An 8,057-nucleotide genomic window follows, 5' to 3' on the forward strand; every position below is an offset into this window, starting at 1 on the left:
CGAAAATGCCCGGCACAAGGCCGGGCATCCCGCTCATCAAAGACCGGCTTTTCAGCGGTTCATGCGATTGTCGACCAGATCCGTTACCACGTTGGGGTCGGCCAGCGTCGAGGTGTCGCCAAGAGCGCCATACTCGTTCTCGGCGATCTTGCGCAAGATGCGGCGCATGATCTTGCCCGACCGGGTCTTCGGCAGGCCCGGCGCCCATTGGATGAGGTCCGGCGCCGCGATCGGGCCGATCTCCTTGCGCACCCACATCACCAGTTCCTTGCGCAGTTCCTCGGTCGGCGTGACGCCGGACTTCAGGGTGACATAGGCGTAGATGCCCTGGCCCTTGATGTCGTGCGGATAGCCAACCACGGCGGCCTCGGCGACTTTCGGGTGCGCCACCAGCGCGCTTTCGACCTCGGCCGTGCCCATGCGATGGCCGGAGACGTTGATCACGTCGTCGACGCGGCCGGTGATCCAGTAATAGCCGTCCTCATCGCGGCGGCAACCGTCGCCGGTGAAGTATTTGCCCTTATAGGCGCTGAAATAGGTCTCGGCGAAGCGCTTGTGATCGCCATAGACGGTGCGCATCTGCCCCGGCCACGAATCGGCGATGCAGAGATTGCCCTCGCAAGCCCCTTCCAGAACGTTGCCGTTGGCATCGACGATCTCCGGGATGATGCCGGGCAGCGGCCGCGTGGCTGAGCCGGGCTTCAGCCTAGTGGCGCCGGGCAAGGGCGAGATCAGAATGCCGCCCGTTTCGGTCTGCCACCAGGTATCGACGATCGGGCAATGATGCTTGCCGACGACGCGGTGATACCAGAGCCAGGCTTCTGGGTTGATCGGCTCGCCGACCGAACCCAGGAGGCGCAATGAGTTGAGCTTGCACTTCTGCACCGGCGCTTCGCCCTCGCGCATCAGGGCGCGGATGGCGGTGGGTGCGGTGTAGAAAATGTTGACCTTGTGCTTGTCGCACACTTCCCAGAAGCGCGAGGCATCGGGATAGTTCGGGATGCCCTCGAACATCAGCGTGGTGGCGCCGTTGGCGAGCGGCCCGTAGACGATGTAGGAATGGCCTGTCACCCAACCCACATCCGCCGTGCACCAGTAGATATCGCCTTCGTGGTAGTCGAAGACATATTGATGGGTGAAGGAGGCGTAGACCAGATAGCCGCCGGTCGTGTGCAGCACGCCCTTGGGCTTGCCGGTCGAGCCGGAGGTGTAGAGGATGAACAGCGGATCCTCGGCGTTCATCTCCTCCGGCTTGCAGTCGGGCGACACTTTCGCCGCCTCGTCGTGATACCAGCAGTCGCGGCCGGCCTTCATTTCGATTCCGCCGCCGGTCCGCTTTACCACGATGCAGGTCGTCACATCCGGGCATTGCTTCAGCGCCGCGTCGACATTGGCCTTGAGCGGCACCTTGCGCCCGCCGCGCAAACCTTCATCGGCGGTGATGATGACCTTGGAATCGCAATCGACGATACGGCCGGCCAGACTGTCCGGCGAGAAGCCGCCGAAGACGATGGAATGGATGGCACCGATCCGCGCGCAGGCCAGCATCGCATAGGCGGCCTCGGGGATCATCGGCATGTAGATGGTGACGCGGTCGCCTTTTTTGACGCCCTTCGCCTTCAGCACGTTGGCCATGCGACCGACCTGCTCGGCAAGCTCGGCATAGGTGATGTGCTTCGATTCAGAAGGGTCGTCGCCTTCCCAGATGATCGCGGTCTGGTTGGCCCGCTTGGGCAGGTGCCGGTCGATGCAGTTCGCCGCCACGTTGAGCGTGCCGTCGTAATACCAGCGAATGCGGACGTCGCCCGTATAGTCGACATCCTTCACCTGAGTATAGGGTTTGATCCAGTCGATGCGACGCCCCTGCTCGCCCCAGAAACCGGCATTGTCCTCGACCGACTTCTTGTACATGGCCTCGTATTGCGCCGCATTGACCAGGGCGCGCGACGCAGCCGCGGGGGGAACGTCGAAAACCTGAAATTCGCTCATGCGCGTCGGGCCTCCCAAACCCGTAAATTTGACTTATTTATCAAGTGCCCGGCTTCGCGGTGCACCTGTTATCAATGACGATTATTGTCGGTTCGCACAGCCGTTACAAGACATTGCCGCAATGCAGTAAAGCCCAACCGGGTGGATAGCACCCCGGTTGGGCTTGAAATGAAATCCCTACAAAAGGAGGGTCGGACCTGCGCAAACCCCAAATCGCGATTGCGACGCGGTTGCTAGCGCGCCTGCACGGTGGCCAGGAATTTCTCGACCGCCTGCCGCAGATTGGTCTGCTCACGCAGCATGCCTTCCAGCGACTGGGTGACATCGTTCGCCGCCGAACCTGTCCGCTGGCTCGATTCCGCCACAACGGCAATCGTATGCGTCACCTCTTGCGTCCCCTGCGCGGCTTGCTGGACCGAACTGGCGATCTCGCCGGTCGCCGCCCCCTGTTCCTCGACGGCGGCGGCGATTGCGGTCGCACCTTCGCTGATGGCGTTGATCGATACCGTGATATCGCGAATGGCTGTCACCGCCTGATTGGTGGTCGATTGAATCTCGTTCACCAGCTCCGAGATTTCCTGTGTCGCTTTTGATGTCTGACCGGCGAGGTTTTTCACTTCCGACGCCACGACGGCAAAACCCTTGCCGGCATCGCCGGCACGGGCCGCTTCGATCGTGGCGTTGAGTGCCAGCAGATTGGTCTGCGCGGCAATCTCGCTGATCAGCCCCAGAACATCGCCGATTCTCTGCGCCGACTTAGCCAGCGCATCGAAGGTACGGTTGGTTTCCTCGGCCTTGCTGACGGCAGCTTTCGATCCATCGGCACTGGTCGATACGCGCTGGGAAATTTCCGCGATCGAGGCCGATAGTTCCTCCGTCGCCGCAGCGACGGTCTGCACATTTCCAGCCGCCTGATTGGCGGCGTTGGCGACCGCCTGGGCCTGCGTGCTGGAATCGGAAGCGGTCGCGCGCATCGTGTCGGCCGTCTCCCGCAAGGTGTCGGTCGATTGACCGATGGTCACCAAGGATTGTGTCACCTGCGCCTCGAACTGACGGCAGAGTTCCTGCAATTCGCGCGCCTTTTCCAGTTCCGCTGCGGAACGGGCTTTGGCCTCACCTTCGAGGCGCTCAGCCTCCTGGGCGCTGAGGCGCAAGCTCTCCAAGGCGTTCGACAGCTTGCCAAGTTCGTCAGGTTGACGCGGAGCCGGAACCGGTTCGGAGAAATTGCGGTCGGTCAGACGACCCACGGCAATCATCAAGGTTTGGATCGGCCGCGAGAAACGGTTGAGAACCGACCAGATGCCGATAAAGGCCAGCACAAGCGCAACACCCAAGCCAACAACGGCAATGATCAAATAAGTGAGCGCCAGGGTGCGCTTGGCCTCGACGAACGCGATAGCCTGCCGGAAGGCCTCGTGGCTGATCTCAAGCGTGGCGCTGAACGGACCATTGCAAAGGTCGCTGAATGCCTGCGCCTCCATCGCCGGATTGCCGCTGCCGTCAAACTTGGCGACGAGCTCGTTCATTTGCTTCTGGGCACTGTCAATCAAGCCGCGGGCATTTTCGACCACTTCGCGAATCTTGGGCAGCGTTTCGGGGCGCGCCAGCAACTCATCCAGGACAATCCAGCCACCTTTGTACATGCCAATGCCGGCATGCCATGCCTCGAGCTTTTCTGCTGGCAAGGCTTCGCTTTTGGCAACGAAGGGGCGAAGCAGCGTGCATTGCGGGCCGTATTTGTCACGCAGGAACCAGCCCAAGCGGCGCACCTGAACCATCTCGGCAAGGAAGGGATCCTGCGTCCGCACGAGGTTGCCCATTGCTGTCGACATCGCAACCAAGGCGTCGACCGAACCGTAGACGGCTTCACGCCAATCCATCGTCTTCTTCAGGTCGCGCTGATCCTTGGGCAAGGCTGCCTGTTCAAGAAGGGTCGGCTCAAGCGCTTTCATGGCTTTCACGGCGCTATCCACATCGGCCAGGAATTTATCCTTACCTTCGAGTTTCAGCCCCTGCACAGAGGCGAGCGCGGCCTGCAGGCTCTCCTCCGCCTTGGAGAAATTCTTGTCGATGATCGGCTTTACGTCATCTTTGGTCTGGATGCCGGTTTGAATGGGGCTGATCTGGCCGCGCTCGTCGATGATGGCCTGGAAGACGGCCTTGTCGGTATTCACCGCTTGCAGGGCATAACTCGCAGCCGAATAGTCCTGCCACGCATTGACAGCGAATATGGCCATGGCCAGCAACAGACCACCCAAGATGACGATCTGCAGCGTGATCAGCAGGCGCGAAATCGATGCACGAAACATTCAATATCCCCGGCATTTTAGGAATTCGTATGATTATTTCTATGGGCGATTTCTCTCGATTTCGTTAACTCCGCGGCAAAAAGAGAAAGGGCGCCGATTTTGGTCGGCGCCCCCCATTGACCGATGGCTGACCTCGGTCAGTCCGTTTTGACGGGTACCAGCCCTGGTTCGTCGCCAATGGCGTACCAATCGACCTTGCGCGTCGCGACCATGGTGAGGATGAGGATCACCAAGAGCCCGATCGTGCCTGAGAGCAGTGCGTAGCTTTCCATCTGCAGCAGCACGTACATATAGCCATGCAAGGCAGCGAGCACGATGCCGGTGAGCAGCCCCACTGCGCGGCGGATGGTGGCGCCGGCATAGATTGCCACAATCGCTATATCGACCAGGCTGGCGATGAGATAGGCAAACCCAAAGGGCATCTGCTCGGCAAGCGACAACAACAATAGATAGAAGAGTGCGATCGCCGCGCCGATCAGCAGATACTGGACGAGGTGTACGCGGTCGCGCTTCAGCAGCCCCATGACGAAGATGGTGCCGAAGGTCAGGGCCACGACCAGCATGCCGTATTTGACGATGCGGTCGGTCTGTTGATGCACGTCGCCCGGTTCCGTCAGCGCCACGCCGACCACGTTGAGCACGCCGGTATCGAGGCTGAACTCCCCGTCCCGCCAAGCGAGCGGAATACCGGTTGCCAGATGATTGATCGACCAATGGCCGCTGAATCCGTCCTTGCGGATCTCGCGTTCCTTGGGCAAGGGCGAGCCGATGAAGTTGGGGTGTGGCCAATCGCTGGCAATCGCGATTTCGCTTTGTCCGCCCAGCGGCCACAGGCTCAACTGATCACGGCCGTTGAGGGTGAGGTCGATGGTGAAATCGATTGGCTTGGCAGCGACGAGCTTGAGGTCGGCACGCAGGCCCTGGCCACGCGGATGCTGCGGCAGCAGGCCGGCATCGACCGCCAGCCCCTTCCCATCCACCGTAAGGTCGATGGATAGCAGCGCGCGCGCACCGGGCAGCAGCAAGGCGAGGCTGGCCTCGTCCCAATGCACCTGTGCCTCGGGGATGTTCCAGCGGGCGAAATCGGGGGCATCGAAGCGTCCCGACATTTTGATGGCGGCACCATAGACCAGGACTTCGTAGATGCTCTTGTGCCGCTTTTCGACCTTGGTTGCCGCGTCGATCTTCGTCTCGGCGGGAAGGAAGGTGGCGAAATGCCTGGTACGTGTCAGTGCCTGGGTCCCATCGCTATTGGGACGCATTTCCAGTTCATCATAAGGAATGACCAGGACCGGGCCGCTCACGGCCTGGACGGGTCCCCATTGCTCGCCGACCTCGGCCCCCACTTCCATCTTGCGGGCGCTGCGTTCCTGGACGACGCCCTCGACCATCCCGAGGGGGATCATCATTGCCAGGATGAGAAAGCTGAGAAAAAGGATGCGTTTTGCCGCCTCGAAGCCGGAGCCGCGCCAGCGCTGACGCCAAGGTCCGGTTGCAGGCATGTCTGTCGTATCGGTCATGAAAAACCCCTGTTGCAGTGTCCAACAGGGGTTTTGTCGATCCGGATCGCGGCCGGCCCGCGACTGCAAGGTGGCAGAATCGGGGCCGTTTCAGGATATCAGGGCTTGATGCCGCCCATCTTGCAGATCAGCTTCCAATGCGCCGGCGTGATCGGCATGACCGACAGGCGCGATTGCCGGATGAGCGAGATATCCGCGAGCTCGGGCGTCGCCTTGATGTCGGCCAGCGTCACGGGCGACTTCAATGGCCGCACCGGCTTCACGTCCACCATGCCGAACTTGCCGGTCTCATCCGTGTGGTCGGGGTAATATTCCTTGGCCACTTCGCAGATGCCGACGACCGCCAGACCTTCATTGGAATGATAGAAGAAGATCTGATCGCCCTTCTTCATCGCCTTCATGTTGCCCGCGGCCTGGTAATTGCGGACACCATTCCAGAAGGTCTTGCCGTCCTTGACCAGTTGGTCCCAGGAATATTTGAAGGGCTCTGACTTCACCAGCCAATGATTCATTTCGCTGTCCGCGGGAAGACGTTGCGATAGGGCTTTACCGTCACCGATTGGAACAGCCCCGCCTTGGTATAAGGATCGGCGGCCAGGAAGGCGTCGACCTCGGACCGTTCGGCGAAATCAACCACCAGGAGGCTGCCGATCATCGTCTGCCCATCGTCGGTGAGCAGCGGTCCGGCGGAGATGAGGTCGCTCTCATGCTTGGTAAGATGCTCGACATGTGCCGGTCGGTTGGCGAGGCGGGTTTCCACATTGTTGGGCTTGTCGAGGCAGTAGATCATAAAGGCCATGTCGCGTTTCCTTGTTCTCGTGGTTCAAGCTTTGACACCGGCCCCGGCAAGGGCCGGCGCCGTGGAATCCAACGGCCAGCGCGGCCGTGGTGCATAGTCGAAACCGCTAGTTTCGCCGCGCCGCAGGCGCTCGATGCCGGCCCAGGCGATCATTGCTGCATTGTCGGTACACAGGCGCGGCGGCGGTGCCACGATCGGCAGATCGTACCGCGTCGCCAGCTGCTGCAGCGCGCCGCGCAGATGCTGGTTGGCGGCGACGCCGCCGGCAACGACAAGCGCACTCAAACGCGGATGAGCCGCGCGGGCAATCTCCAGCGCATGCCGTGTGCGGTCGATCAAGCAATCGACGACGGCGGCCTGGAATCCGGCAGCGAGATTGGCGCGGGTCGCATCGTCAAACGCATCCGCGGCCCGCATCGCCTCGACCCGCTGCCGCAGGGCGGTCTTGAGGCCGCTGAAGGAGAAATTGCAATCGTCCCGCCCTTTCATCGGGCGCGGCAGATCGCGGACCGGGTTCGTCGCCTGGGCGGCGGCGGCGGCAACGGCTGGTCCACCGGGGAAACCCAGGCCCATCAACTTCGCCGCCTTGTCGAATGCCTCGCCGGCAGCGTCGTCGATGGTGGCGCCGAGGCGCTGATACCGGCCCACATCCTCGACCACCAGCAATTGGCAATGTCCGCCGGAGACGAGCAGCAGCAGATAGGGGAAGGCCACATCGTCCGTCAGCCGGGCCGTCAGGGCGTGACCTTCCAGATGGTTGACGGCAATGAATGGTTTCTTGTGCGCAAGCGCAATGGCCTTGGCCATCATGACGCCGACGATGACACCGCCGATGAGCCCCGGCCCACCGGTCACGGCGACCGCATCGACATCGGCGAATTTCATGTCCGCCTGGCGCATGGCGGCGGCAATGGTTTCATCGAGATGGTCGAGATGAGCCCGCGCCGCAATTTCCGGCACCACGCCGCCGAAGGGCGTGTGTTCGGCAATTTGTGCGAAAATCGTATCGGCCAGGATGCGCCGATCGTCGGCCACGAGCGCCGCCGCCGTTTCATCGCAGGATGATTCGATACCCAAAACGACCATTTTCCGCCTATTCCGGCTTTGCATTCAGGCGCCCCGGAAGCTAGGAAAGGGCGCCAGCAAAAGCGAGGTAGTTATGGCCGGTTCGGAACCAGGGATCAACCAATCGGGCGGCGAAAAATCCGCCCCGGAATCGGCCGCCCCGGGATCAGCCGCCTCGGTCAGGATCGGCACCCGCGGATCGCCCCTGGCGCTTGCCCAGGCCGAAATGGTGAAGGCGGGCCTAGCCGCCGCCCATCCGGCGCTGGCCGCTCCGGGAGCCGTAGAGATCGTCATCATCAAGACGACGGGTGACCGGATCCAGGACCGGGCGCTGTCGGAGATCGGCGGCAAGGGGCTGTTCACCAAGGAGATCGA

General features: G+C 61.7%; 6 protein-coding genes and 1 pseudogene. 1 reads left to right on the forward strand and 6 read right to left on the reverse strand.

What is annotated here, in order from left to right:
• Positions 1-51: 51 nt before the first annotated feature.
• From acs to tsaD, 6 genes are all read right to left on the reverse strand, one after another.
• Positions 52-1,989, reverse strand: coding sequence for an acetate--CoA ligase (gene acs / locus ACE3PP_RS10050; RefSeq protein ID WP_374381365.1), 1,938 nt, complete (start codon positions 1,987-1,989; stop codon positions 52-54).
• 233 nt (positions 1,990-2,222) lie between these two features.
• The gene (locus ACE3PP_RS10055; protein WP_374381368.1) at positions 2,223-4,298 is read right to left on the reverse strand and encodes a methyl-accepting chemotaxis protein; all 2,076 of its coding nucleotides are present in this window, start codon (positions 4,296-4,298) and stop codon (positions 2,223-2,225) included.
• Positions 4,299-4,435: 137 nt separating this feature from the next.
• The gene (gene creD, locus ACE3PP_RS10060) at positions 4,436-5,818 is read right to left on the reverse strand and encodes a cell envelope integrity protein CreD (protein WP_374381371.1); all 1,383 of its coding nucleotides are present in this window, start codon (positions 5,816-5,818) and stop codon (positions 4,436-4,438) included.
• A gap of 98 nt (positions 5,819-5,916) precedes the next feature.
• Complete coding sequence (locus ACE3PP_RS10065; RefSeq protein ID WP_374381374.1) at positions 5,917-6,330, reverse strand: EVE domain-containing protein; 414 nt, start codon at positions 6,328-6,330, stop codon at positions 5,917-5,919.
• Positions 6,327-6,617: a YciI family protein gene (locus tag ACE3PP_RS10070; RefSeq protein WP_374381376.1), complete on the reverse strand. Its 291-nt coding sequence runs from the start codon at positions 6,615-6,617 to the stop codon at positions 6,327-6,329. The genes ACE3PP_RS10065 and ACE3PP_RS10070 overlap by 4 nt, the downstream gene beginning before the upstream one ends.
• Before the next feature lie 24 nt (positions 6,618-6,641).
• Complete coding sequence (tsaD, locus tag ACE3PP_RS10075; protein WP_374381379.1) at positions 6,642-7,703, reverse strand: tRNA (adenosine(37)-N6)-threonylcarbamoyltransferase complex transferase subunit TsaD; 1,062 nt, start codon at positions 7,701-7,703, stop codon at positions 6,642-6,644.
• 73 nt (positions 7,704-7,776) lie between these two features.
• Between tsaD and ACE3PP_RS10080 the strand changes: the two are divergent.
• Positions 7,777-8,057: pseudogene (locus tag ACE3PP_RS10080) on the forward strand (hypothetical protein); the annotation flags it as partial.

The sequence above is a fragment of the Dongia sp. genome (assembly GCF_041910485.1).
In the GTDB taxonomy this organism is placed as follows: Bacteria; Pseudomonadota; Alphaproteobacteria; order Dongiales; family Dongiaceae; genus Dongia.